This is a genomic window from Pseudovibrio sp. Ad26 (genome assembly GCF_001623285.1).
Lineage (GTDB): Bacteria > Pseudomonadota > Alphaproteobacteria > Rhizobiales > Stappiaceae > Pseudovibrio > Pseudovibrio ascidiaceicola.
Map to the genome: position 1 here is coordinate 25,935 of NZ_LMCE01000058.1, position 22,514 is coordinate 48,448.

Annotated in this window: 18 protein-coding genes; 4 read left to right on the top strand and 14 right to left on the bottom strand. The window is 48.7% G+C overall.

The features are described from left to right. Positions 1-33 precede the first annotated feature (33 nt). From mobA to PsAD26_RS12870, 3 genes are all read right to left on the bottom strand, one after another. Positions 34-675, bottom strand: a complete 642-nt coding sequence (gene mobA / locus PsAD26_RS12860) for a molybdenum cofactor guanylyltransferase MobA (protein ID WP_084403665.1) — start codon at positions 673-675, stop codon at positions 34-36. A 289-nt stretch (positions 676-964) separates the two neighbouring features. Continuing rightward, the gene (locus tag PsAD26_RS12865; protein WP_063310757.1) at positions 965-1,423 is read right to left on the bottom strand and encodes a BLUF domain-containing protein; all 459 of its coding nucleotides are present in this window, start codon (positions 1,421-1,423) and stop codon (positions 965-967) included. A gap of 215 nt (positions 1,424-1,638) precedes the next feature. Beyond that, entirely contained in the window at positions 1,639-3,573 is a 1,935-nt protein-coding gene (locus PsAD26_RS12870; protein ID WP_084403666.1) for a bifunctional 2',3'-cyclic-nucleotide 2'-phosphodiesterase/3'-nucleotidase, read from the bottom strand. A gap of 653 nt (positions 3,574-4,226) precedes the next feature. On the opposite strand from PsAD26_RS12870, the gene apbC reads away from it, so the two are divergent. After that, positions 4,227-5,360, top strand: coding sequence for an iron-sulfur cluster carrier protein ApbC (gene apbC / locus PsAD26_RS12875; RefSeq protein ID WP_063310905.1), 1,134 nt, complete (start codon positions 4,227-4,229; stop codon positions 5,358-5,360). A 105-nt stretch (positions 5,361-5,465) separates the two neighbouring features. On the opposite strand, the gene gcvA is transcribed toward apbC, so the two are convergent. Next, entirely contained in the window at positions 5,466-6,374 is a 909-nt protein-coding gene (gene gcvA, locus PsAD26_RS12880; RefSeq protein ID WP_063310759.1) for a transcriptional regulator GcvA, read from the bottom strand. Between the two features lie 575 nt (positions 6,375-6,949). Between gcvA and PsAD26_RS12890 the strand changes: the two genes are divergently transcribed. Further along, a complete protein-coding gene (locus PsAD26_RS12890) occupies positions 6,950-7,132 on the top strand; it encodes a Flp family type IVb pilin (RefSeq protein ID WP_063310906.1) in 183 nt (60 codons plus the stop codon). A gap of 258 nt (positions 7,133-7,390) precedes the next feature. On the opposite strand, the gene moaA is transcribed toward PsAD26_RS12890, so the two are convergent. Then, the gene (gene moaA / locus PsAD26_RS12895) at positions 7,391-8,425 is read right to left on the bottom strand and encodes a GTP 3',8-cyclase MoaA (protein ID WP_063310761.1); all 1,035 of its coding nucleotides are present in this window, start codon (positions 8,423-8,425) and stop codon (positions 7,391-7,393) included. 189 nt (positions 8,426-8,614) lie between these two features. Between moaA and PsAD26_RS12900 the strand changes: the two genes are divergently transcribed. Continuing rightward, on the top strand, positions 8,615-8,983 hold the full coding sequence (locus PsAD26_RS12900; RefSeq protein ID WP_063310762.1) for a DUF971 domain-containing protein: 369 nt from the start codon (positions 8,615-8,617) through the stop codon (positions 8,981-8,983). Positions 8,984-9,011: 28 nt separating this feature from the next. Here the strand turns inward: PsAD26_RS12900 and PsAD26_RS12905 are convergent, their stop codons facing one another. The 8 genes from PsAD26_RS12905 to PsAD26_RS12945 all read right to left on the bottom strand — a co-directional run bounded on the left by PsAD26_RS12905 (position 9,012) and on the right by PsAD26_RS12945 (position 16,632). After that, complete coding sequence (locus PsAD26_RS12905; protein ID WP_063299074.1) at positions 9,012-9,608, bottom strand: L,D-transpeptidase; 597 nt, start codon at positions 9,606-9,608, stop codon at positions 9,012-9,014. A gap of 360 nt (positions 9,609-9,968) precedes the next feature. After that, complete coding sequence (locus PsAD26_RS12915; protein WP_063310764.1) at positions 9,969-11,603, bottom strand: fumarate hydratase; 1,635 nt, start codon at positions 11,601-11,603, stop codon at positions 9,969-9,971. A gap of 183 nt (positions 11,604-11,786) precedes the next feature. After that, on the bottom strand, positions 11,787-12,356 hold the full coding sequence (locus PsAD26_RS12920; protein WP_057465996.1) for a YceI family protein: 570 nt from the start codon (positions 12,354-12,356) through the stop codon (positions 11,787-11,789). 21 nt (positions 12,357-12,377) lie between these two features. Continuing rightward, a complete protein-coding gene (locus PsAD26_RS12925; RefSeq protein WP_063310765.1) occupies positions 12,378-12,947 on the bottom strand; it encodes a cytochrome b in 570 nt (189 codons plus the stop codon). Positions 12,948-13,046: 99 nt separating this feature from the next. Next, positions 13,047-13,625 (bottom strand): YceI family protein, encoded by a 579-nt coding sequence (locus PsAD26_RS12930; protein ID WP_063310766.1) that lies wholly within the window; start codon positions 13,623-13,625, stop codon positions 13,047-13,049. A 317-nt stretch (positions 13,626-13,942) separates the two neighbouring features. Next, positions 13,943-14,446, bottom strand: a complete 504-nt coding sequence (locus PsAD26_RS12935; protein ID WP_063299070.1) for a class I SAM-dependent methyltransferase — start codon at positions 14,444-14,446, stop codon at positions 13,943-13,945. 93 nt (positions 14,447-14,539) lie between these two features. Further along, positions 14,540-15,088, bottom strand: a complete 549-nt coding sequence (locus PsAD26_RS12940; protein ID WP_063310907.1) for a GNAT family N-acetyltransferase — start codon at positions 15,086-15,088, stop codon at positions 14,540-14,542. 68 nt (positions 15,089-15,156) lie between these two features. Continuing rightward, positions 15,157-16,632 carry an NAD-dependent succinate-semialdehyde dehydrogenase gene (locus tag PsAD26_RS12945; RefSeq protein WP_063310767.1) on the bottom strand — a complete coding sequence of 492 codons (1,476 nt, stop codon included), beginning with the start codon at positions 16,630-16,632 and terminating at the stop codon, positions 15,157-15,159. A gap of 456 nt (positions 16,633-17,088) precedes the next feature. On the opposite strand from PsAD26_RS12945, the gene PsAD26_RS12950 reads away from it, so the two are divergent. Continuing rightward, positions 17,089-18,105 (top strand): Ldh family oxidoreductase, encoded by a 1,017-nt coding sequence (locus tag PsAD26_RS12950; protein WP_063310768.1) that lies wholly within the window; start codon positions 17,089-17,091, stop codon positions 18,103-18,105. Here the strand turns inward: PsAD26_RS12950 and PsAD26_RS12955 are convergent. Then, the gene (locus tag PsAD26_RS12955) at positions 18,102-22,508 is read right to left on the bottom strand and encodes a translocation/assembly module TamB domain-containing protein (protein WP_063310769.1); all 4,407 of its coding nucleotides are present in this window, start codon (positions 22,506-22,508) and stop codon (positions 18,102-18,104) included. The two genes, PsAD26_RS12950 and PsAD26_RS12955, sit on opposite strands and share 4 nt — an antisense overlap. Between the last annotated feature and the right edge of the window lie 6 nt (positions 22,509-22,514).

Genomic DNA, 22,514 nt, shown 5'->3' on the forward strand with positions numbered 1-22,514 from the left:
AAAGATCGCACAGGCATCTGATCGTTTTGATGACTATTGCACCTGTAATTGAGCAATATGCTCAAGTGCAACGGGAATATCTTCCGGTGTGTTGATGTTAAAGAAGGGATCAACCGCGTTCTGAAGTTCGAATTCCACGATGACGGGCGGATAGTCTTTAAAAAAGCCTTTGATGCTGCGACCACCCTCTAAGAGGTACTCTTTTAAAGGATCTGCTAAGGCCACAGGCCACAGGCCAAATGCAAAGTGGTCTCGCCCACCGCTGGAGCAAATGATCGGGGCGCCTGCATTCACTATTCTGCTGGCAGCAAGCGTCTCCACCAAATCCGTTGGAAAAAACGGCGTATCAACTGCCACAGTCACAACGTCAGATGCGTTAGGAGCGTTTTGTCTTACCCAGTTCAATGAACTGTGAACACCAGACAATGGGCCAAGGTGTCCTTCTAGCTCATCTGCAAGCATCGGTAATCCCAGGCTCTCATGAAGGTCGCTTGGCTCATTTACGCTCAAAACACTCTGCACAACTTGCCCATGCAAGCGGGACGCAACATGTTCCAACAAAGCCGTGCCATTCAGGTCCAGCAATGCTTTGTCAGTACCGCCCATGCGTCGGGACTTCCCACCGCAAAGGATACAACCGATCACTTTGTTTCGCTTCACTGCTTCAACAGACATACCTGACTTCCCACTTAGGCCTAGAGCGCGTTCCGTTTGATTGGATTCAATTAAACGAGAAGAATTCGCTCCACCAAATATGTTAGAGCACGCCGCGTGAATGTTAATGAACGTGACGTGCTCTAACACACAAATCTTCAGCGCTACTTGTGAAACAGGATAGGGCAGGGTGCAAAGTGGCATCCAGTCGCAAACCACAAAAAAACGCTCCTAAAGGCAGTGGGAGGAGAGGTGCCTTTAAGAGCGTCGGGGAGCGGTGGTCATGCCACCTTGGGGAACAAGCGTAGGACTACATGAGAGCAAGGCGACTGGTCAGCTGGCTTTCACTCATGTTCATGGAGAGCAGAAGCAGCAATTCCATCACCTCTTCGCTACAGGTGCGATCAGGGTGGGCCAGAAGATTGCCAAAGAACTTGGGGTAATGGCTATCGGCTTCCTCACGAAGGTCGCAGAAGTGCATCCAGCAATTATGAAAGAGCCTGAAATCCTGCTCTTCATTTGAAAGGACAGTCAGATCAGAATGTCGCTTATCTTCAAGCACACATTCAAACGTCCGCTTCACTAAGGGCCATGGGCCTTCCAAAAGCTGAAAAACATGATTGTCTGTCAGGATCAGAGCGCCTGTAACGCCTGCCATCGAGTTGATGCGCCGAATACGGGTCAACGATCGCTCGACTTCCTCGTCGAGGCTATAGCGAAGCGCAGGCCAATGAATGCGGCTGCGATAACATAATTGCGTAACACTCATTGTCAGATCCTCCGGTTCATGAAAGCCTGACAGCAAATTCTTCTAAAAATGTAAAATACAGTGTTTAAAACATTGATACTTATCGCTTTTTGCGAAAAAAGAAAAAGCGGAGCATATGGCCCCGCCTTCTCAAAGTCATGTAAGTCACTCTGACTTAGAACATATCCTCGCAAAGTGCTCCCGGTTTTTAGGAACGGAGGACGCTCCAATGAAAATCAGAGAGTGATGCGGTACATGGCAAAACCGTCTTTGCCTTCGCCAGCCGCTTCAATCTGAACGCCCTTCACGCCTTTCATGTGCTTTTCAGCAGCAGGCCCGGTCTCAAACAGAACAGTGGTGTCAGCAACAGGCTTAAAGTTCCAGTTCGCGTCGGCAGATGGATTAATCGTACCTTGGTCCACAATGTACCGAACAATCACATCACGGTTTGTGTCCGGCCCAACAAAGATGATCACATCATCATTGATGCCAGGGAAGTTACCACCACCGCCAGCGCGATAATTGTTGGTGGCAACAACAAACTTCTGATCCATATCGATTGGCTTACCTTCAAACTGAAGGTTCACGATGCGGTTAGACTCTGGATGTGCAACATTGCCTTTACCGTCATACTTGGAAGGCTGTGTCAGGTCGATCTCGTAGGTAACACCGTCAATCACATCGAAGTTGTAAGAACGGAAATCAGCATCCAGTAGGACTTGGTCTTTCTTACCAGCTTCAATCTGGTTGAACATACCAGAAGAACGCTCAAGCCATTCCTTCACGTCTTTACCGGTGATCAACACAGCACGTGTTGTGTTCGGGTAAAGATAAAGGTCAGCAACGTTCTTAATTGCGATATCACCAGCAGCGACGTCAGTGTAATAGTCCGCACCACCGCGACCACCTGCTTTGAACGGAGCAGCAGCGGAAAGCACTGGTAGTCCAGCCCACTCAGTGTCCTTAAGCATTTCCTTAGTGTACCAGGTCTGTGCCTTGGAAACGATCTGAACAGATGGATCATCCGCCACCAGAGCAAAGTAGGAATGCAACGGAGCAGAGGATTTGCCCACAGCGCGGCGCACATAAGAAAGCGTCTTTTGGTGATCATTCTCAACCGCTGCCAGCACTTCTTCATCACTGGAAACAAGAGGAATCCGCTTACGACCTTCTTTCTTATAGATTGACGGTACGTCTGTGGTGAAGTTTGCAATGCGCCAGCCGTTGTTGCCATCGTGCTCAATCATCAGATCGATGACACCGAGATGAGAACCCCAGAAGCCACCCATCGCAGCTGGTTTGCCTTGCAGCGTGCCTTTGACAGCATCAACGCCAGGAATGCCTTCATAGCTAGGCCCCGGGAAGACATCGTGCTGGTGACCCGTAAACAGAGCATCAATACCTTCAACACCAGCAATGTGTAGCGCAGTGTTTGCAGCTCCGTCTTCGTGTTCGCCACCAGCGATACCGCCATGACACAACGCAATGATGAGATCGCAACCTTGCTCCTTCATTTCAGGAACCCATGCACGTGCAGCATCAACCATGTCACGAGTGTTCGCCTTACCAACCAGGTGACGGGAGTCCCAGTTCATGATCATTGGAGGAACGAAGCCAACAAAGCCCACTTTAATCGTGTGCTCGATGCCAGCACCGTCTTTGATCTTCTTCTTAACAATGGTGTACGGCTTCAGGAACAGATCATCCTTACGGCCATTGGAAGCAAGGGTGCTACCTTTGGAAACATTGGAAGAAACAACAGGGAAATTTGCTCCGGAAAGGACCTTCATCATGAAGTCCAGACCGTAGTTGAACTCATGGTTGCCCAATGTGCCAGCGTCGTAACCCAGTACGTTCATACCTTTGATGACCGGATGCACATCACCTTCACGCATGCCGCGCTCATAGGCGATGTAATCGCCCATCGGGTTGCCCTGCAGGAAATCACCATTATCAACGAGCATGGAGTTGGTTGCTTCAGAGCGCAGCTTTCTGATGATAGTTGCTGTGCGAGCAAGGCCAGCTGTGTCCATTGGGCGGTCAGCATAATAGTCATATGGAGCGACGTGGACGTGGAGGTCGGTTGTTTCCATCAAACGCAAGTGCGCTGTGTTCTCTTTTGCAAGAACAGAATATGGATGCACCATTGCAATGGCACCGGTAGCGGCCATGCCCCCCAGCACGCTACGACGATTCATCAAAATAGGATTAGACACGATTGCCTCCTAGCCCGTGGAAAATGCAGAACAGAATTGTCAGCATGAATTTCGCCCGATCCTCTTGCTTCTGTGTGCAGCAACAAGAGGGTTCTTAGGCCCCTAAATACCATGCATTCCGCTCAGTTTGTGGGTCTAATGTATCAAGAGCATGAAACGAGTTCCCCAATGCGTAAGGTGGATCCCCTAGGTGGTGCGCTAATCCTCAGAAGACACTGGGTTTTATCTGCAATGAAAGATTTTGCGTGAAGCGCAAATATCTGTGAATTTGTGTTGGTGACCTCAACTTTGCGTGAACTCTGCTCAACTGATTGCATGCCGAGTTGGCAAAACAGGTTGCGAATGTGCAAAGGACAAAGAACGTCTTTGGTGAATTCTGTATTGCTCTATTCTTCGTGAGAAGTATACCAAGATATAAAAAGAACCATCGGCAAAAGCTTGCACATTCAGATTGCAGGCATATTTGTTTTCAAGATCATATTATCCCTCTCTGCAATACAGAGCTTTACAGGGTGTGCACTATGGACAACGACAGACCTAAAGGATTGTGGGGGCGCCTCAAAGGCGGGTTCACATCAGGCAAGAACCATAAGGATACTGAAGAGACTATGGCTGGGTTGACGCAGGAGCGCGTTCTCGACGTGCTCAAACAGGTTAAATCGCCTGATGGCAAGAGCAACATTGTTGATCAGGATCTGGTTGCAGATCTGTTTCTATCAGATGGCCGCGTCGTCTTTTCAATCAGAGTACCCGCAGAGCGTGCTTCTGAACTTGAAGGGCTTCGCCAGGCAGCTGAGAAGGTTGTGTCGGTGCTTCCTGGTGCTGAAACGGTCCTTGTCGCACTCACAGCAGAAAAACAACCTGGCTCTCCATCTGCGCCACCACCTGCTGCACGCAAAGCTCCGCCGAAAGGCACTCCAATGCCAGCAAAGCAGGAAGTGCCTGGCGTGAAACACATTATAGCTGTTGCATCAGGTAAAGGTGGGGTTGGTAAATCAACAACATCAGCCAACCTCGCACTTGCTCTTTCTGCAATGGGCTTGAAGGTTGGTTTGCTGGACGCTGATATTTATGGCCCATCAATCCCAAAGCTTATGGGAGCCTCTGGACAGCCGGAAGTTCTTGAAAACCGTATTATGAAGCCTTTGGAAGCTCATGGCATCAAGCTGATGTCTATTGGTTTTCTGGTAGAAGAAGAAACGGCCATGATCTGGCGCGGCCCAATGGTGGTGTCTGCCCTCAATCAGATGCTGCGCGAAGTTGACTGGGGTGAGCTGGATGCGCTTATCGTTGACCTCCCACCAGGAACGGGTGATGTTCAGTTGACTATGGCTCAAAAAGTACCTCTGACAGGCGCTTTGGTCGTTTCAACACCACAGGACCTTGCACTTCTGGATGCACGCCGCGGTATTGCCATGTTTGAGAAAGTCGCGATCCCTGTATTGGGTATCGTTGAAAACATGAGTCACTTTGTCTGCCCAGACTGCGGTGGCACGCATGAGATCTTTGGTCATGGTGGTGCAAAAGCAGAAGCTGAGAAGATGAAAGTCCCATTCTTGGGTGAAGTGCCCCTGACAATGGAAATCAGAGAGCAATCTGATACAGGCACTCCAATCACAGTGAGTAATCCAGACAGTCCAGTCTCAAAGGCCTACGGCATCATTGCTGCTGGCCTCTGGCAGGGCGTCCTTCAACCCACTGGAGATGCTGCAAGGTCAGCACCTAAAATCGTTGTTGGTTGATCAGTAGTAAATTGACTTGACTGATAAGGCTTCACTTAGACGGCAGGTAGTCATCTCATTGACATCTGCCGTTTCTGTTTGCAGTGCCAGTTCTACGAAATGCAATTATGAAAGGCATAGTTCATTAAGTTCCGACTTTATCCAGTCTATGAATGCCTTGCACTTATGTTTCTGAAATGAATTTTCCAACCCAAGCAGCATATAGTGAGCAGTTGCAGAAATTTCGAATTCGAATGGTTTCGCCAGCAGACCAAGTCGTGCGTCATGCGCGCACAAAACTTTGCGGCCAAGAATAACACCAGCCCCCTCAATAGCTGCATCCTGAGCATGGTCAATCTGAGAAAAGTGCATCCCTTTCTTCGACCAGGAGGCCCTAGAGATTCCAGCAGTCTTCAACCATGCCCTCCATCCCGGTGCGTTTAAGAATGTCGCCATGCTGTCTTCATGAAGTAAAGTAAAGTTCTTTAGGTCGGCGGGCTCATTCATTTCATTCGCCAGTTGAGGCGCACACATGGGTGTAAGAAAATCTTCCGCTAGAAAATCAATATGTAATCCCGGATATGGCCCACGCCCGAAGCGGAGCCCGAGATCAACATCGTCCCTGTAGAAATCTACGAGCTTCAAATTGGCGGAAATGCGAAGTTCGATTTCAGGATAAGCCTCCATGAAGCGATAAATCCGAGGCGCAATAACCTTGGAAGCTGTTCCAGGTCCCGTGGATATAACGAGGACTTTATCCTCATCTACTCCTTTAATGCGTGCAACAGCCTCGCTGAAGTTTTCTAACCCAGCTTCAACACCCGGCAATAAGCGGTGTCCAGCTGACGTAAGCTCAATCGCTCGATTCAAACGTGTAAACAACTGAGTCTGTAACTGATCTTCGAGCATCTTGACCTGATAACTCAATGCCGACGGCGTAAGTCCAAGCTCATTGGCTGCCTTCGCAAAGCTCATGTGCCGTGCAACGCATTCAAAGGCCCTGAACGAATTGAGAGGAGGAAGGGAGTAACGCATTTCGCCTCAAAAAAACTGATCCGAATACTTGAAATTACCCGTTTGTCAGGGTCTTCGCCACAAGACTATTGTCCAACGAAAATGTGGCAAGGAGAACACTATAATGAACTTTCTGGCGAAAGGGATCTTCCAAGATCGATGCAAAATAACTGAAATGCCAATGCAAAGACTTTTAATGCAAGGTCGCTACGCACGATCACATGCATTTCATGACTTTTGGAAAGGTCTTTGGAAAGACTCGAAGCCGCAGAGAAACAGAGAGCAACGAATTGAGTTGAAGAAATACAACTATGCACTGCGAAAACTGACAACTAATAGGTAAAGTAAACAAATGGTTAGTGCGTTGCTGTAAATTCTACCTAATGAAAAAATAATTTAAATCAATAAGTTAGTGACATTATGTGTGTGCTGAATTTGTAGAGCTCATCATGCACTACTGATAATAGTGCTTATGCCCAACAAACTTAAATTGCTCCGCAAATTTGATTCATAAATTGGCAAGAAATGAAGGCTTAGGTTGCAGCTAGTCCCGATGAGGAGTGGGGCTTCTAGGGTTCAATACGGAGTTTAAAACAATGTTTGCTAAGTTTCTTAAAGACGAGTCAGGCGCAACCGCAATTGAGTATGGTCTGATTGCAGGGTTTATTTCTGTCGTAATTATTGGTGCAGTAGCAACAATAGGGACAGAAATAGCTGAAATTTTCCAGGCTATTAGTACTGGATTGACTGGCCGTGGTGATGCAGCATCTACCACATAACTTCATGAGGTCTGGCTGTTTGCTGTTAGTTTTTTCATTTAGTGTGAGTATATTCTATCTCGGATAGATAGAGATTAACAGCTTAAGTAAGAAATCTCCCTGCGAGGCTCTTTTGTGTGTTAATCATGAACGAGAGCAGGGAGATTACCGTTATAACGAATATCTATTGGTGAAATGAGAAAAGCATCACAAGATAAAACTATGATGAAAGTCAGTCCGACCTACATACAGCTCTAGTTCAGCCTTAAAAATGCAAAATCACCCGCCCGTCATACTCATATGACGCGTGCCAGTCGCAGATTTGTTATCGCGGTCGATAATAAAGTCATGCCCCTTTGGCTTTCGTGCAATCGCTGATTCAATCGCTTCCGAAAGCACTTCATTTCCTTCAGATGCTCGCAAGGCTGCACGTAAGTCCTTTTGATCTTCTTGGCCAAGGCACATGAACAACTGTCCGGTGCAGGTCACACGCACACGGTTACAGCTTTCACAAAAGTTGTGTGTCATCGGGGTGATGAAACCAAGACGGCCTCCAGTCTCTTCAATCTGCATATAACGGGCAGGGCCGCCGGTCTTGTACGGAATGTCTGTCAGTGTGTACTTGGCGGAGAGTGCCTTACGCACGTCGCTCAGCGGCAGATACTGCTCATTCCGGTCTCCATCAATCTCACCAAGTGGCATTGTCTCGATGAATGTCAGGTCATGCCCACGCTCATGTGCCCACTCCAGCATCGGAATGAGTTCATCCTCGTTGAAGTTCTTCAACGCTACAGCATTCAGCTTAATCTGAAGACCGGCTTCCTGAGCGGCCTTGATGCCATCGAAAACTTTTTGAATATCACCCCACCGGGTGACATCCTTAAACTTCTCTGCCTTTAGGGTGTCGAGAGAAACGTTGATGCGACGAACACCTGCTTCATATAGCTCTTCGGCATAGCGCTCGAGCTGAGTACCGTTCGTAGTAATGGTGAGCTCATCAAGCGCACCGCTGTCCAAATGTCGCTTCAGGCCTCGGATGAAACTCATAATGTTCTTGCGAACCAAAGGCTCCCCGCCGGTGAGACGGATCTTACGAACGCCTTTTTCAATGAAAACGCTGCAAAGGCGATCCAGCTCTTCCAGCGAAAGAACGTCTTTCTTGGGAAGGAAAGTCATGTGCTCGGACATGCAATAGACGCATCGCAAATCACAACGATCAGTCACAGAGACGCGAAGATACGTCACGGCGCGGCCGAACGGGTCAATCAATGCTGGGTGGGCACCCTGCTGTTTGTCCTCGGCATATTGCCCCATGGAAACCTCCACTCACGTATCTCTTTAGGCGACGAATTTAACAATTCTAATGTAGTACGCAATGAGTTAGCGTCAATCCATCAGTAAGGAGTTCCAGTGGATTTAACTAGAAATATATCTTAGAACCACAGGTATAATTCCTAAATCATCAATACTGAGTTCCATGAACTTGGGCAAGGATAAAAAAATATGTCGGATACACGCTGGCCTACGCAAATTCACCTAAAAAACCAAGGCAAAAATCTTGAAATTACTTTTGATGATGGCCTTGAAGTCTCATTTACCTCGGAGTTTCTGCGAGTAATGTCCCCATCAGCAGAAGTGCAAGGGCATACTCCAGATCAACGAAAAGTGATCGCGGGGAAGCAGGACACAACGATTATTGGTGTAGATCCGGTTGGAAACTATGCAGTTAAGCTGACATTTGATGATCTGCACGATACCGGAATTTTCACTTGGGCGTATTTTCAGGAAATGAATGATCAAAAAGAGTTTTTATGGAATCGATATTTGAGTGAAATGCAAGAGCGTGGTTTGAGTAGAGACCTCAGCAAGTAGGGCTGGCAAAGAACCAGCCCCATGCAGTCTAGCGAAGCACGATCACCTTCGTACCAACATTGACATTGTCATAGAGGTGAATGACGTCTTCATTCGCCATTCTGATACATCCAGATGAGACCGCTGAACCAATCGTCCATGGCTCATTGGAGCCGTGAATGCGATAGATGGTGCTGCCAATATACATAGCGCGAGCACCAAGTGGATTGTTTGGGCCACCCTTCATAAAGCTAGGCAGGTTACGCCCTTTACGGCGCTCACGATCAATCATGACCTTTGGCGGTGTCCAGCTTGGCCACTCAGCTTTGCGGGTAATTCGGTGAGTTCCTGACCACTGGAAACCCTGACGACCGACGCCAACGCCGTACACCATCGCGGTACCATTACCGCGAATATGGTAGAGGCGTCGATCTTTTGTGCTGATCACAATGGTGTTTGGGCCGTATGAGCCGTTGTACCTGACCTGCTTACGTTTGATTGGAGATTTTCCATGGTGAGCAGAACCGTAGGAAACCCATTTTTTGGATGCATGATCAAAGAACTTGCCAGATGCTGCGGCATCTGCCTGAGTTCCGGTAAATAGTGCTGCGAAGCAAAGAGCAACACTCGCGATAAGTATGCGCATTGATACCCCCTAGGATATTGTTGTTTGTTTTATCTCGTTTGCATGAGGGAATTTATGCAGCGAGTAGGGAGACGCTCGCAGCTTAGAATGTCAAATATATTAATTGTTGAAGTAATTCAGACTACAACTGCTGCTATATACTTCTTATGGAAAAGGAATTTACTAGAGAGCCATTCGAAGATGATTTACATTCACATCGAGCTTGATTTGCATCTATCTAAAACGCAACTTAATATAATGAAAGAAGATTGAACTCAGCTAATTTGAATTGTGATTGAATGAAATTGTCATGAATGTGGGGAACGAAAAAGGGCGCTCCTAAGAACGCCCTTCAATCTCGATATTACCTCACCAGAGTAATTAGCTCAGGTTCAGTTCTTTAAAGAAGTCATTGCCTTTATCGTCCACCACGATGAAGGCAGGGAAATCTTCAACTTCGATCTTCCAAACAGCTTCCATACCCAGCTCTTCATATTCAACCACTTCAACACTCTTGATGCAGTCTTGGGCAAGGCGGGCAGCGGGACCTCCGATAGAACCGAGGTAAAAGCCTCCGTGAGCCTGACAAGCGCGGCGCACACCCGCTGAGCGGTTGCCTTTGGCCAGCATCACCATAGAGCCGCCTGCGGCTTGGAACTGATCCACATAGGCATCCATACGGCCAGCAGTGGTTGGGCCAAATGAACCGGATGGCATGCCTTCTGGCGTTTTAGCAGGGCCTGCATAGTAAACTGGGTGGTTCTTGATGTAGTCTGGGAGCGGTTCGCCCGCCTCAAGACGATCCCGGAGCTTGGAGTGTGCCAGATCGCGGGCCACGATCAATGGACCGCTCAACGAAAGCCGTGTTTTCGTTGGATGCTTGGTCAGTTCGCCAAGGATCTCGCTCATTGGGCGCGTGAGGTCAACCTTCACAACATCATCAGAAAGATCGTTGTCGGTAACTTCCGGCATGTAGACTTCAGGATTCCGCTCCAAATCCTCCAGGAAGATGCCTTCCTTAGTGATCTTGCCAGTCGCCTGACGGTCTGCTGAACAAGATACGCCAATGCCGATCGGCAAGGATGCACCATGGCGCGGTAGTCGGATCACGCGCACGTCGTGACAGAAGTATTTGCCACCAAACTGCGCACCAACACCGCTGGACTGTGTCAGCTTATGAATTTCAGCTTCCATTTCCAGATCACGGAATGCGTGGCCGCCTTCAGAACCTTCCGTCGGCAGCTCATCCAGGTAACGGGCAGAAGCCATTTTTACTGATTTCAGATTCAACTCAGCAGATGTGCCGCCAATAACGATTGCGAGGTGATATGGTGGGCATGCCGCAGTACCAAGAGTAAGAATTTTTTCCTTCAGGAACTCAATCATGCGATCTTTGGTCAGCAGGCTTGGAGTACCTTGAAACAGGAAGGTCTTGTTAGCGGATCCGCCGCCTTTCGCCATGAACAAGAACTTGTAAGCGTCATCACCTTCAGCATAAAGCTCGATTTGAGCCGGCATATTGTTCTTGGTGTTCTTTTCCTCGAACATGGAAATTGGTGCAAGTTGGGAGTAACGCAGGTTCTTTTTGAAGTAAGCATCACGTGCGCCTTCACCGAGCGCTGCTTCGTCATGTCCGTTAGTCCAGACTTTGCGGCCCTTCTTACCCATCACAATTGCAGTGCCGGTGTCCTGACACATTGGCAATACGCCAGCAGCTGAAATATTCGCGTTCTTCATCAGGTCAAAAGCGACGAATTTGTCGTTTGCAGTCGCTTCAGGGTCGTCGAGAATTTTGCGCAGCTGTTCTAAATGGGAAGGACGCAGGAAATGGTTGATGTCTTTAAACGCTTCTTCAGCAAGTAAGCGAAGACCTTCTTGCTCCACCTTCAAGATTTTCTCACCGTCAAACTCAACTTCGCTCACGTAATCGGAGGTCAGTTTGCGATAAGGAGTTTTGTCTTTACCCAATGGAAAAAGAGAGGTGTGAACGTACTCGGGAGCAAGTGTTTCGGACATCTTGGCACTCTCTGGCTATTTTGGTGTACCACTGTACACTGTTGAATTTGCTGAGCGCCGTTTTATAGAGAAAAAGCCGAGGGGCAAAGCCCCTCAGCCTTCAAAACTTGTCAAATTTGCTAGATTACGCCGAATTGACGAGAGACTTGGTGGAAAATGCAAGGCTCTCTTTGGCGCAATCCATCAACGAGTGGCGTATAGGTCCAGTTTCACAGTCACCTTATTGCTGACAGTGCTGTCTGGCACACCATCACCAATCTTGAAGTCACTGCGAGATAAAGTTGCTTCGCCAACTGCGTGAGCGGTTTTACCTTCAATGGTCAGCGTAAAGGGCAAGAAAATAGCGATTTTCGCGCCTTTAAGCTCCAGCGTACCTGCAGCCTCATAGAGATCACCACCAGCAGGAACAACGTTATCTACGCGAAATACTGCATCAGGGAAGCTGGAGATATCCAACCACTGTGGGGTTGTGATTGCACCTGCTGCCTGTGCATCTTCTGTTTTGACGCTTCCAGTGATGATTGTTGCCTGAATCTGGGCTTTGTCGAGCTCTTCTTTGTCGAAGATGATCTTAGCATTCCAGGTGGCAAAAGTGCCCGTAACGGTGTTTCCGTTATTGATGACCTCAAAGCCAAGCGTGCTCTTGTTGCGATCCACTGACCATTCATTTGCGAAGGCAGATGAAGCTGCTCCGACTAAGATGAAGGTCAGAAATACGCCGGCTTTAAAGAACATATCGGTCAATCGTTTCATGGTTTTCTCCAGATCCTCAAATTAGGCTTTTGAGGACAACATACGCTGTAAGACTTTATCCTTGGATATGAAGTAGTGCTTCAGAGCAGCTCCAACATGTGCAAGGATCACTGCGATAAACGCATACGCAGCCCAGCCATGCACTGCGGTGAAGAACGCAGATACATCTGCCTTTTGCCCTAAAAACTCAGGTGTTGGTAGGTGCGGAATCTCAAAGAGGTTAAAGAAAACTGTCGGTAGACCAAGTGGGCTGGACGAAACCAGCAGCCATCCTGTTAGCGGCATAAGCAACATCAAAGCATAAAGGCTGATGTGGCCTAGATGTGCAGCAAGCTTTTCCCAAAGTGGCATTTCTGCAGGTAAATCAGGTGTGATGCCAGTGATTTTCCAGAGAATGCGCAAGGAGACCAACGCCAATACGACAAAGCCAATGGACTTGTGAAGTTGATAAAGAGAGTAAGTTGCAGGCTCGAATATCGGCAGTGTGACCATATACAGGCCGAAGCCCAGCATACCGATGATGAGCGTCGCTATGGTCCAGTGTAATGCAATCGCCACGATGCCATAGGCTGATCGAGTGTTCCTGATCATAGAAAAGGCCCTTTGATCGAGGGAAGGGGCATCGCTGCCCCTTCTCAAAGTTCGACCAGACCTGCCAGAGCATTCTCAGCACCCGACAGGCCGGAAACATTACTTAACAGTCGCTTCGAAGCTGATGTTGATGTTCACTTCGTCAGACACGTAAGGTACAGCCATCGCCATGCCGAAATCAGAACGCTTGATTGTGGTTGTCGCATCAAGACCAACAGCTTGCTTCTTAGCCATTGGGTGCTCACCTAACTGATTGACGGTAACTTCAAGAACGGTTGGCTTGGTAATGCCGCGGATGGTCAGATCACCAGTCACTTCCAGCTTTTTCTCTCCAACCTGCTCAACCTTGGTGGATTTGAATGTTGCGGATGGGAACTTGGCAACATCGAACAAATCGGCGCTCTTCAGATGTGTGTCGCGAGCTTCCCAGAATGTGTTGAGTGAGTTGACATCAATCTCAACGTCCACTTTAGAGTTTGCTGGGTTTGCTTCGTCGATGACCAGAGTAGGTGCCCAAGTAGCAAAACGGCCATCAGTGGTGGAATAACCGAGGTGGTTGTAGTCAAAAGCGAGATTGGCGTGGGACATATCAACGTCGTAAGCAACTGGTTCGGCAACTGCTGCTGTAGCGAGGAAAGAAGCTGCGACTGCAAGCATTCCAAAGCGAACTGATTTCATTGTAATCTCCAATTATGTTGAACTTTGAATTTCAATCTTGGGCATACAATTGGCATATGTTTTGGGAATTGCAATTAAACGCATTGTTCATCCCAGGTGCACAATCACAAGAAAGTCAGCAAAATCGCCAATTTTTGCAAACATTGTTGCGGAAATGAGTTATCACTGTGGCAATATAAAGGAGATTGTAAAAACGGTTGATACAACTGCAAAAATATACGGGTTTTACATCACACTTTCGTGTGTGGTCTTTCAGTTCCAAGACTACTGAAAAGAATGAGGAAGGGAGGCACACACACGCGCCTCCAATCAGATATTTACGGCTTGTAAGTGAAGAGGATGCCGTTTTTGTCACGCAAAAACTCAAACTTTTCTTTCTTCAAAGTGTCGCGCAGGTTCGGCAAAACGCTCTTTTCATCAGCGATAAGCATATAACCACCAACGCGGAGGTGACTGAGCATGCGCTGTAGAAGTTTGACACGTGCATTGTTCGGCAGCTCGTGGAAGAAACGGTCAGCAACAATTGCATCAAGATCTTGTGGGGGCGTGTAACCAAGTGCATCCACGTGAACAACCTCAATCGGTAGGTTCTCCGTGTCTACTCGTTCCTGCAACTGGTCCAGTCCCACTTTGGAGCTGTCGACAGCAATTACATTGTAACCGCGCTTGGCAAGGAAAATCGCGTCGCGTCCTTGTCCTGCACCCAGATCGAGAATTGTGCCGCTGTCAAAGTCGAGGTTTGAGAACAGCGTTGTAAACTGCTTGGAAGTATGGCCGAAGTAACTTTCGTCCTTGGCGTAAATCTTATCGTATTTCTGCATAACTCAGCCTGCGTGGATCTTTAACTGAAGGATATACAGGATCGCAGAGAATGAACAAGCCCAACCCGGCGGATACAGGTTGGGCTCTTGAGCTTAAGTAAAGCTTTGCTTCATGAAAAGGGTCGGTTGTCCGAGATAAGTCCCGTCCGTATACTTCTCAAAACCAACACGCTCAGCAAGGCTGACACTGGCTTTGTTCTCAGGGGCAATAATGCAATGAACTTCAGGAAACAGTCTGGAACTCCGTAACCAGGACAGGCTCAGCTCGACAGCCTCCCGGGCATAACCTTTGCCATGAAACTTGGGCGAAATCACCCAACCAGCTTCTGCAAATCCATCAAGGCTTGGGGTGATGTCTCGCTTGAAGTCAGAGAAACCAACATCGCCGATAAGTTCTCCGCTGTCTTTCTCAATCACAGCCCAATACCCAAAACCGGAGAGGCTCCAGTGCCCTGCATACTTGAGGATGCGTCCCCACGTATCCGTTGGGCTGGAAGGCTTCCCTGAAATATAGCGAACCACATCAGGATGTGCCCACAAAGCGCAGCATGCTTCAAAATCTGAAGTTTGGTGAGCCCGCATGATAATGCGCTCACCGTTAAGTGTTGGAGCAGCTGTACAGCGTTCTTCTTCGATAATCACGAAAGCAGTCCTCAAAAGAAAAGCCGGAGTGTTGAACACTCCGGCTCTCACAAAATTAGTATTGATCGTTAAAGGCCGAGCCCGCCAATGCAAGAGTACTTTATGTTGATGTAATCATCCACGCCGTATTTGGAACCCTCGTTCCCCATTCCGCTTTCTTTGTAACCACCAAATGGAGCATATTCGGTCGTGATCACACCTTCATTTACGCCAACAAGACCATATTCCAATGCTTCCATTACACGGAAGGTCTGACCCAAATCTTGGGTGTAGAAGTAACAGGCAAGGCCATACTCAGTGTCATTCGCCATCTTGACCACATCATCTTCACTTTCAAATTTGAAGACAGGTGCAAACGGACCAAACGTTTCTTCCTTGGCAACCTTCATGTCTGGGGTCGCATTAAGTAGGAGGGTAGGCTCAAAGAACGTGCCTCCCTGAACATCTGGTTTACCGCCTGTTACCACTGTTCCGCCTTTCGAAACGGCATCAGTGATGAGTTCTTCGACTTTCGCGACAGCATGCTCATCAATCAGAGGGCCCTGGTTGGTACCCGGCTTCAAACCATCACCAACGCTTAGCTGATCTTCGATAGCAGCCTTCAGCTTTGCCGAGAACTCGTCGTAAATACCTGCCTGTGCGTAAATGCGGTTTGCGCACACACAAGTCTGGCCAGAGTTCCTGAACTTGGAAGCAATTGCACCTTCGACAGCCTTATCGAGATCAGCTGAATCAAACACGATAAACGGTGCGTTGCCGCCAAGCTCCATAGAGACCTTTTTCATGTTGGCCAATGCTTTCGAGGCAAGCTGCTTACCCACTGGAGTAGATCCGGTAAAGGTGATCTTGCGGACCTTGTCGTTCTCACAAAGTTCGTCAGCAATCTGGGCTGCTGAGCCGGTGATGATGTTGATCACACCGGTTGGAATTCCAGCCTGTTCCGCAAGTTCACCCAGGATCAAGGCTGAATAAGGGGTTTGACTTGCAGGCTTTGCCACAACAGTACAACCAGAACCAAGAGCTGCCGCCAGTTTGCGCCCCAGCATAGAGCTTGGAAAATTCCAGGGTGTAATGGCACCAACAACACCGATAGGCTCTTTGGTCACCATAATACGGCGGTCCTTCCATGGGGACGGGATCACATCGCCATAAACCCGTTTGCCTTCTTCAGCGAAGAAACGAATGTAGTTGGCTGTGATAGCAACTTCACCAGTCGATTCAGCCAGTGGCTTACCCATTTCAACAGTGAGTAGTTCAGCAAGGTCCTTCTGGTTTTCAGTGATCACGTCTGCCCACCGCAGCATCAGATTGCAGCGCTCAACTGCTGTCATCTTAGACCAGACAGCAAAAGCTGCATGGGCTGCATCGATTGCATCAGCAGTCTCAGGGCGGCCAAAACGTGGAACACGCCCGATGATTTCGCCTGTGGCTGGATTGTTTACAGAGATGGAGTTGCTTTCATCTCCGCCGACCCATTTTCCTCCTATGAGACAAGCTTCACGTAGGAGCGGAATTTCTTTGGTTGCTGAGAGTGTTGTACTCATGAGTATCTCCTGATGAAGTCATATCCCGCCAGGCAATTAAGGAGAGATAGAAGAACAAGACCTAACGACGGTTTTATCTGACCTACACATATAAGTGGTAGTTCTAGGAAAAACACCTAGTCCCCATAGGATTTACAAAGATTGATCCATTCTGCAATGCAAATCAGGGTGTGTAATGATTGTCTCTTTCTCAATGCAACACGAGTAGATCCAAAACTCATGCTTTCATAAGCCGTTACGAGAAAGAGGTTGAGATGGGTTGAACGGAAAAATCTGGAATGATGTCATTCCGGAAGAACTACGAGAGCATCTGACCTGTTGAAACGTCATTCTCCCACTCAAATGAACAAGGTCAATCTGCATTTATGTCTTCGCAAGAAACAGGCACAATTGTGCTTATCCGCAAAATGTGTCAGGAGCGACTTACTTAAGAACTCATATAGCTAAGGGCGCTCCATGTCAGACACGGTCAATCTCTCATTAGAAGAAGCACACAAACTCACTGAGGAGGCTTTGTCTGCCAACAAAACAGATCCTGCAATTGCGAAGATCGTTGCAAATGCTTTAGTGAACGCGGAGGCAGATGGTCAGGCAGGCCACGGCCTTTCCAGAATTCCGTCCTACACCGCCCAAACCAGAACCGGCAAGGTAGACGGCTTTGCCAAACCAGAAGCAGAGCTGATCACTCCGGTTGTGCAGCGGATTGATGCCAAATACGGATTTGCTTACCCAGCAATTGAAGTTGCGCTGCCATTTCTGAAAGACGCTTCCTCGCAAAATGGGCTGGCTTTGAGTGCGATCCGTCATTCTCACCACTTTGGGCAAGCGGGGGCCCACTGTGAGCGCTTGGCGCGTGATGGAATGGTTGCGTTCATTTTTGGCAATGGGCCTAAGGCAATTGCTGCCTATGGCGGCAAGAACCCTATGTTCGGGACCAATCCAATTGCATTTGCAGCTCCTAATGGAGATGGAGAACCACTTGTCATTGATCTTGCACTCTCACGTGTCGCTCGTGGAAAGATCATGGCAGCGCAGCGAACAGGCAAATCTATCCCGGAAGGTTGGTCACTGGACAAAGACGGACAGGCAACCACCGATCCGGAGGCGGCGCTTGCAGGAACTATGATCCCTATCGGAGAGGCCAAAGGAGCGGCTTTGGCCATGATGATTGAGATCATGGCGGCAGGCTTATGCGGAGCTGCATTTGGTTTTGAGGCGTCCAGTTTGTTCTCTGGAGAGGGGGATGCCCCTGATCTTGGTCAGGTTATTTTGGCAATCAACGCTGATCTTATCTCTGGCGGTTTGTTTGCTGAACGGATGGAAACGCTTGTTGCTGCGATTGAGGCAGAGCAGGGCGCACGCTTGCCAGGAACATCTCGTCTTGCTGCCCGCGAAAAAGCAGAGCAATACGGCGTCAACCTACCAAAGCCTATCTACGAAGAGGCTGTCCGCCTCGCTGGGCCGTCGACTTAGTCGTATTCCCGCTCATAATAGAAGCCAGCTTTTGCATCTCCGTCAGAGCTGGCTTCACCACGAAGCTTCAGGAACTTCGTGACATCAATATCAACAGTCGCTGCATTGTCACCTGTTGTCGGTTCCTGTGTTACGCCCAGATAAATCCGCTCATTTATATATCCACCAACGGCCAGTTCTGGATTTCCTGCTGAATCAAATTTTATGTCGATATCGCTGACACCCAATAGATTGCGGAGTGTGCCCAATGGCCCCTCGACGCCAGAGCCTCCGGTTAGCGTTGCGATTGCGCTTGCAAGGCTTGCCAGCTGAATTGGCGAAAGATCGTTCACAGACTCACCGAACAACAGTTGCGCTAGGACCTCATCCTTTGGCAGGCTTGGGACTGAAGTGAAATCAATCACAGGCAAATCAGCAGGCCCACTCACCAAAACAGTCACTTCCGTTGAGCCGGATGTTGTCGTTGCCGCAAAATCGAGTGTTGGTACAAGTGAACCGCTAAACGTCACATTACCGCGGCTGAGTGTCAGGCGTTTTGAGAGAATCTCGATACGGCCACGCACCAGAGAGAAGGCGCCCACTGTCTTCACATCATTGAGCTTACCGCCGATGTTAAGCGATCCGCCGGCTTCAGCGTTGACGCCGCGGCCACGTATGAAGATTTTGCCTGGTGCCTCCACATCCACATTCAAACTGGCTTGTGAGATTGGGCTCGGTTGCTCGTTCTTCTTGGCTTTTTCCCGTCCTTCATCTTGCGCAAGGATCTTCGCTTGATTGAGGATCGGCTTGGGTGCATTCAAATGCCGGACAATCACAGGATTGATACTGGAGTTAAAAGAGCTTGGTATTTCAATATCTGCTTGGTTAATGGTGACTTTGCCCGAAATTGCAGGAGGGGCACCCGCATCGGCAAGTGAGCCCTGTAATGCAAGGTTGGCATCAATCAATGCACTAACAAATGTCCCGTCAACATAGCGACCACCATCAATTGTGAGCTCCATTTGAGCCGGCAGGCCTGAACCCAGTCCCAGTTTGCCATCAAGTAGCAACGTGCCACCATTGCTGAACTTGGCGGCAAATTTATTGATCGCAATTTCTTGCCGCGTAACCTTAATGTCACCGGAGTAGTCTGTCAGTGTCATCCCAGTTGAGAGCTGCGTGGTCTCAAGGTTCACAGGCTGGATATCAATAGCGACCTGAGGATCTTTGAGGGAGCCGGCAACTGATCCGCTCAGACGGAAGCCGCCACTACCACCCAAATTCTGCTCGATCAACTTGGCTCCCACCACCTCAAGGGGAATGTTGCCTGACGTGGTCAAAGACACCTCTTGACCACCTGCAAGCCCAATTGCCCCTGCCGCCTGAACGTTCAGGCCTGAACCGTTTGTCACAATGGTTTTCTGGTCAATTTTGTTGTCAGCAAATGATCCAGTGCTCTCAATCTGAAGGGGGAGGATGCGGTTATCCTGAAGTGGCTTGGCTGAAAACTGGTTCAGAGCGAGTTGCCAACTGACTTGGGGGGCATCGTTCTCACCAAAGGCGCGAACCGTCCCATTGAGCGCACCATCCAAAGCAAGGCTTGGAACAAAGGCATTCGCTATAGAAAGTGGCAGTTGCTTCAGTTCGGCATTGATGTCGAGCTGGTTGCTGTTGCTGCCGTAAACATTCAAAGAGCCATTGCCAAGAGCCAGTTCAAAGGAGGAAACTGTACGCTTGTCTTCAAGGAGCGAAATCACTGCAGGTTGCTTGAGGTTCGTCTGGATACCCTTGTAACGGCCATTAAGAGAATTGAGCGTAAGAATGATCCCATCGGGAACAGCTTGTACCAGCCCTGCGCTCTGAAGTTGGTCGCTGTTTTCAGCAAATTCGGCATTAATGGAAAAGCCAGTTGCAATTTCTGCACTTGTGTTGCCTTCAACAGGCGTCGCATTCAACGTCAATGATCTCAGATTTACCCCTTCCACTTCAACACCATCGAGCGCGATGTTTGCATTTGCAGCTGGGCGCGTGAAAGGCTTGTCTATCCAGCCTTTTGCGACAAAGGACATGATGGAGCTTTGCGCAAACCGAAGATTTTCGCTATTAAGATCAAATGAGATTTTGGCATCACCGTTGTCTTGCTCAATATCGATTTGTCCATGAGCCTGACCTTCCATCTCGGTCAAAGCCAGCGATGACAAAGTGCTCAGGTCATTGGCTTCAATGGTGAACTGTCCAACCAAACCTTGTGGTAGGAGAGCAAGATCAGCAGCATGTGCGTTGCCACTGAGTTTGTTCCCGCCGAAATCAAAATCTAGTGTTGGAACAGACAGTTTACCAGCGTCACTGAGCAGCTTGAACTTACCAACAAGTTCTTCCCCTTTAAACTTGCCAGTGAGATTGATGTCCGCATTGGGGGCCGTCTCAGAAAGTGTCCCATCTGCTACAAGCTGCAACTTCTCTAAGGGAGTGCCATCCATCTCAATCCGCTCAGAGTGTATTTCAAGTGACACATCAGGTGCAGTAGCGTTACCTGATATCTTCCCACTAGCAGTGAGCGCTCCGCTTACACGTGGTTCCAGCAGGTCAAGTTGATGCACCTGGACGGAAAATGCACCATTCAGCTGACGATCCTGCAAACTGCCATGAGCTTCAACCTGCCCAAACATATTCTCAAATGAAAGCGTGTCTAGTTGACCATAAGAAGCAAGAAGATCAGTTCTATTAAGCGTCGCTATAAGCTTGGCGGAAAACCGACTTGGCGAAGTGAGGATCCGGTCAATGCGCTCATTTTGCAGGCTCACTCGGCTGCTGGTTCCCTTGAGGTTTATCTCTCCAGATTGTTTTTGGAAATCCGCTAGCAAAGACAACTGAGCCTCAACAGAGCCATTGATGTTTTGCTGTACAAACCCTGACAGAAGACTGAGGTCAGATACAGAAAGATTCCCCTGTGCCTGTCCATTGCTCGGTGAGAGTTCGACCAGATTAAACCGTGCAGCCGCTCCATCACTCTCCAAGTGTAAATCGCTAAGCTCCAGCTTTTCCTGACTTGGAAACGCTGTGCCTTTGAGTGAAACACTTACATTTTTGATGTTTTGGTCTTGTGAAGCTGTAGCAAGATGAATGTCACTAACTTGAAGAAGCGCTTCAAGAGGGATGGACATCATCTGCTCAGAAATGTGCGCACCATCACCTTTCGCAGAAAGACTAAGCGTCCCCAGATCAGCTTCTTGTGTTTTTATATTGCCAGCCTGTACGGAGAAGTCCCAGTTCAGACTCTCAAGCGGTCCTGAGGCTGATGCCGTCACGGACAAAGTGTCCAGTTGAACGGCCTGCCCGCCAGTATTGATGAGAAGCGGTTTGTTGTTGCTCTGAAGTGTTTGGATTTGGACTTTTGCTATCAAAGAGTTCTTGTCAGTTGCGTAAGTGTTCTCCAAATGCGCTAAGATCGCACCGGTTGAGAGTTTTCCGGTTGCTGAAAGCGGTAGATAATCTTGATTGAGTGTTGCGTTTGCAAACCACGTGGTCTGCCCGGCAAATAGGCTGGAGATAGAAGAAGGAAGAAACTGCTCAAGTTCCCCCGATAAATGTGTCGCTAGTGATTTCTGCGTTCCATTTTGTGCAAGAGTAATGTCACCATTAATGGCTCGAACCCTATTCAGATCTACTTGTAATGAAGATGACCAGTTTGTCAGCGGGCCACCACCTTCCATACGTAGCGCAAAACTAGGCGCATCCGGAAGGTCAAGAAGAGTGGCAGCCAGCCCATTGGCTGCTTCAGAGACCATGGCACGGAAATTGACTACGCCATCTGCCGGATCAAAATCAACGTCAACACTTGCTGTTCCCTGAACGTCGCCAATGCGCGTAATGTTGAGCTTGCCGGCAATTTTTTCAGGAGAGCTCGCATAAGTCGCAGCGCCTGTGATCTCGAACTGAGCAGGCATACCGGCAATAGAAGGGGGGAGCGCAAGTTCTTTGATGTTGAGAGTTTGGAGATCAACGGTGCTGAAAGGCAGCGTAACACCTGTTTCTTCAGTAGAGATAGGTTCAGCAACCGGACTTTCTGCAGCTTCTGGCAATCTTGCCAAAGTAATCCGTTGTGCGGCGACCTCGTGAATATCAAGTGCTCCGACTAGAAGCGAAAGCGGTGACCAACGAACTGAAGCACTGTGAACCTCAAGCCATGCGCCCTTTGCATCGGAAAGATAGACTCCATCCGCAAACAGATTGCCGGAAGCGGTCAGACGAGGTTGATCAATCCTCACATCTAGCAAAAAAGAGTTCAAAGTTGATCCGAGGAATTGGCGACCTGCCTGAAAACTCGTTGTCACCACAAGTCCGGCATAAACCGCAAGTACCAGTACGAGAAGAAGGACTAGTATTTTGCCAAGGGTTATTGTGACACGTCGGACCAGTTGCATTCGCTC

Bases quoted from the DNA above. Each gene is read 5' to 3' on its own strand.
- mobA (WP_084403665.1), bottom strand. From the start codon at position 675: ATGTCTGTTGAAGCAGTGAAGCGAAACAAAGTGATCGGTTGTATCCTT.
- PsAD26_RS12865 (WP_063310757.1), bottom strand. From the start codon at position 1,423: ATGAGTGTTACGCAATTATGTTATCGCAGCCGCATTCATTGGCCTGCG.
- PsAD26_RS12870 (WP_084403666.1), bottom strand. From the start codon at position 3,573: ATGGCCGCTACCGGTGCCATTGCAATGGTGCATCCATATTCTGTTCTT.
- apbC (WP_063310905.1), top strand. From the start codon at position 4,227: ATGGCTGGGTTGACGCAGGAGCGCGTTCTCGACGTGCTCAAACAGGTT.
- gcvA (WP_063310759.1), bottom strand. From the start codon at position 6,374: ATGCGTTACTCCCTTCCTCCTCTCAATTCGTTCAGGGCCTTTGAATGC.
- PsAD26_RS12890 (WP_063310906.1), top strand. From the start codon at position 6,950: ATGTTTGCTAAGTTTCTTAAAGACGAGTCAGGCGCAACCGCAATTGAG.
- moaA (WP_063310761.1), bottom strand. From the start codon at position 8,425: ATGGGGCAATATGCCGAGGACAAACAGCAGGGTGCCCACCCAGCATTG.
- PsAD26_RS12900 (WP_063310762.1), top strand. From the start codon at position 8,615: ATGTCGGATACACGCTGGCCTACGCAAATTCACCTAAAAAACCAAGGC.
- PsAD26_RS12905 (WP_063299074.1), bottom strand. From the start codon at position 9,608: ATGCGCATACTTATCGCGAGTGTTGCTCTTTGCTTCGCAGCACTATTT.
- PsAD26_RS12915 (WP_063310764.1), bottom strand. From the start codon at position 11,603: ATGTCCGAAACACTTGCTCCCGAGTACGTTCACACCTCTCTTTTTCCA.
- PsAD26_RS12920 (WP_057465996.1), bottom strand. From the start codon at position 12,356: ATGAAACGATTGACCGATATGTTCTTTAAAGCCGGCGTATTTCTGACC.
- PsAD26_RS12925 (WP_063310765.1), bottom strand. From the start codon at position 12,947: ATGATCAGGAACACTCGATCAGCCTATGGCATCGTGGCGATTGCATTA.
- PsAD26_RS12930 (WP_063310766.1), bottom strand. From the start codon at position 13,625: ATGAAATCAGTTCGCTTTGGAATGCTTGCAGTCGCAGCTTCTTTCCTC.
- PsAD26_RS12935 (WP_063299070.1), bottom strand. From the start codon at position 14,446: ATGCAGAAATACGATAAGATTTACGCCAAGGACGAAAGTTACTTCGGC.
- PsAD26_RS12945 (WP_063310767.1), bottom strand. From the start codon at position 16,632: ATGAGTACAACACTCTCAGCAACCAAAGAAATTCCGCTCCTACGTGAA.
- PsAD26_RS12950 (WP_063310768.1), top strand. From the start codon at position 17,089: ATGTCAGACACGGTCAATCTCTCATTAGAAGAAGCACACAAACTCACT.
- PsAD26_RS12955 (WP_063310769.1), bottom strand. From the start codon at position 22,508: ATGCAACTGGTCCGACGTGTCACAATAACCCTTGGCAAAATACTAGTC.